Origin of the sequence: Microbacterium sp. K41, assembly GCF_004794395.1 — a bacterium.
GTDB classification, from domain to species: domain Bacteria; phylum Actinomycetota; class Actinomycetes; order Actinomycetales; family Microbacteriaceae; genus Microbacterium; species Microbacterium sufflavum.
The window spans coordinates 1-2,837 of sequence record NZ_SSDO01000263.1 but is presented as its reverse complement, the minus strand read 5'-3'; the positions used below and the strand labels follow the sequence as shown (position 1 = coordinate 2,837).

2 protein-coding genes are annotated in these 2,837 nt (G+C 73.8%); one reads left to right on the top strand and one right to left on the bottom strand.

The features are described 5' to 3' along the window. Window positions 1-206: 206 nt before the first annotated feature. Complete coding sequence (locus DW309_RS07265) at window positions 207-758, bottom strand: ECF transporter S component (protein ID WP_168387207.1); 552 nt, start codon at window positions 756-758, stop codon at window positions 207-209. 116 nt (window positions 759-874) lie between these two features. On the opposite strand from DW309_RS07265, the gene DW309_RS07260 reads away from it, so the two are divergent. Further along, window positions 875-2,837: winged helix-turn-helix domain-containing protein (locus DW309_RS07260; RefSeq protein ID WP_136044984.1), on the top strand; the 1,963-nt coding region annotated here is incomplete at its 3' end.

The window sequence follows — 2,837 nt, the reverse complement described above, 5'->3', positions numbered from 1 at the left end:
CGTCGCCCTGGGACACCGTCGCGACGACCGCGGCGTGACCGGGGCCGTGCGCCCCGGCGGTGCCGTGCAACCCGAGCGCGTGCATGCCGAGCAGCCCGAGCAGCACTCCGCCCGCGAGCACCACCGCGAGCAGTGCCCCGCGCAGCGCCCGTCGATCGGTCATGCCCCGATACTACCCGCAGGGGGTATAGGTATTCGGGGCGTGTTCAGCGGACGACGCCCGCGCGGGCCAGCAGCCTCCGCGCCGCGATCACGACCCCGGCGACCGCGACCTCCCCGACCACGCGCGCGGCCAGCGTCGCCACGAGCACCGCGGGCACCAGGTGCTCCGGCGAGAACACCGGCAGCGCGACCAGGAACAGCGCGATCCCCGCGACGGCCCCGGCCGCCAGGATCCGCCCGGCGCCCACCCGAGCGTCGCGCCGCAGCGGAAGCACGAGGTCGAGCACCAGACCGCCGAGCAGGAGCGGGACCAGCCCGAGTGGTCCGATCGGCGACACCGCGACCGTGAGCGCCCCGGCCACGAACGCCGTCAGCGTGGCGGCGCCCGGCGTGCGCGTGACCACGCGCGCCAGGAACGGCAGGGCCGTGTGCACGGCGGCGACCAGGGCGTAGGCCGGGGGCGAGGCGGCCGCGAGCACTCCGGTGACGGGAACGACCGCGAGGAACACGAGCGCCTGGATCGCACCGAGCGCCGCACTCACCAGCAGGGCGCTGGTCGGCACGCGTCGCACCGTCTTCGCCCGCCCGTCCGCCACGTCTCCGAGCCTAGAGGCCACGGCGGCCGGCCGATCACCGACGTCGCCGCGGCGTCATGTCACCCGCCCGATCGTCATTTCGGAATATTGTGGAGGCGGGGACCTGGGGAGGGGACATGACGGATTCCGTCGCGCGTGAGAGCAGGCATCTGCCGCGCGTCTCGACGAACGTGATCGGGCGACCGCGGCTCAACGCAGCCCTCGAGACGGACACCCCGCTCACGCTGCTCCGCGGGGCATCGGGCTCGGGCAAGACCACCGCGGTGGTCGGCTGGGCGTTCGTCACCTCGTCCCGCGTGGTCTGGCTCACCGTGACCCCCGGGCGTGAGAGCAGCTCCGACCTCGCGCTGGCGCTGCTGCGCGCCCTTCGCGAACAGGCGCCAGAGGGCAGGGCTTCCGCAGACCCCTCGACGGAGTCACCCGGGGAGCTGTGGGCCGCGGTCACCGAGCATCTGTGCCCGCTCACGGAGCCGCTGGTGATCGTGCTCGACGACGCCGCCGCGCTCGACCGCGAGAGCGTGTTCGACCTGTGTCGCACGATCGCCGCGCTCCCGCTCGTGCGACTCGTCGTCGCGACCAACCGGCCCAGTCCCTTCGACAGCGCCGGGCTGCGGCTGGTGATCGACACCGTGCTTCTCGGCCCGCAGGAGCTCATGTTCGACCACGACGAGATCCGCGCGATGCTCGACCCCGCCGTCGACGATGACACGGTCCGGGCGATCCAGGAGGCGACGGGCGGCTTCCCCGCGGCCGTCCGGGCGGCGGCCCTGCACGGGGGCGGGTCGGCCGTCGTCGAGGCGGCATCCGCGACGATCGAGGACTACCTCCGGGCTCGCATCGAGCGGGACGACTTCGCCGAGCGGACCCTCGACGATCTCGTCCGGCTCAGCATCACCGACGCCGTCGACACCCCCCTCGCTGCCGCACTGACGGGCAACCCCGACATCGTGCACGCCCTCGAGGAATCCGAGGTGTTCGGCTTCGGGCATTGGGAGCCCGGTGAGCCCCGCCTGTTCCGGCTGGCCCCGCACGCCCGCACCCTGCTGCGCCGCGAGCTCCGCCGCACACACCCGGCCGAGATCCCCCGGTTGCGGCGCCTCGCAGTGGAGGGCGCCGTGCGGCGGGGCGCTCCGTTCGAGGGGCTGCGTCTGGCCGTGGAGGAGGACGACCTCGCCCTCGCGGCACACGTGATCATGTCGGGATGGAGCCACCTGCTCGACCACGACGGCAGGGCGGTCGTGCGACTGCTCGGCGACCTCCCGATCGCACGCCTCAAGCAGGAGCCGCTCGTGGCGATGCTCCTCGGCATCTGCCTCAACGCCAACCGGCTGCGCCGCCTGCGCGGACTCCAGCTCCTGCGCCTGGCGGTCTCGGCAGCGAACGGGCGGAAGACCCGCCTCTCGGCGACCGAGCGCCTCTTCATCTGGACGGCCGAGAGCGCGGCCCTGCGGGTCATCGGCATGCCCGACCGGGCGGGACAGGTCGCGGCCCGTGCCCTCGCGCTGTTCACGGAGACCCCCGAGAGCGAGTGGCACCGCTACGCCCGGGAGATGCCGCTGCTGTGCACCCACCTCGCGCTGTCGCTGTACTACGGAGGCCGCCGCGAACAGGCGGTGGGGCTCTTGGAGGAGGCTGCGGCTCTCGCCGGTGCGCAGGGCACCGGCAACGGGTGCCACGCCATGAGCCTGCTCGCCGGTATCCACGCCAGGGCCGGAGACCTCCCGGAGGCGCGGCACTTCGTCGGCCTCCTCCGCGACGGCGGTCACAGCCAGGAGCTGCTCGACGGCTACCGCGGCACGTTCTACCGCGTGGCCGAGGCGATGCTCGCGGTCGAGGACGGCGACCTCCACGCCGCGAAACAGCACGTACGGGCGTTCCTCCCCCACCGGGCGACGAGCGAGCACTGGACGACCATGGCCGCCGTGGAGGCGTGGATCGCGCTGCACGACGGCGACGCCGCGGGCGGGCTCGAACGCCTGGAGTCCTTCGCCAGGATGCGGGGACGCGAGGGCGCAACACCCCACGCACGCCAGGCCCTCAGCCGCCCGCGGATCCTGCTGCACCTCGTGCTCGGCGACG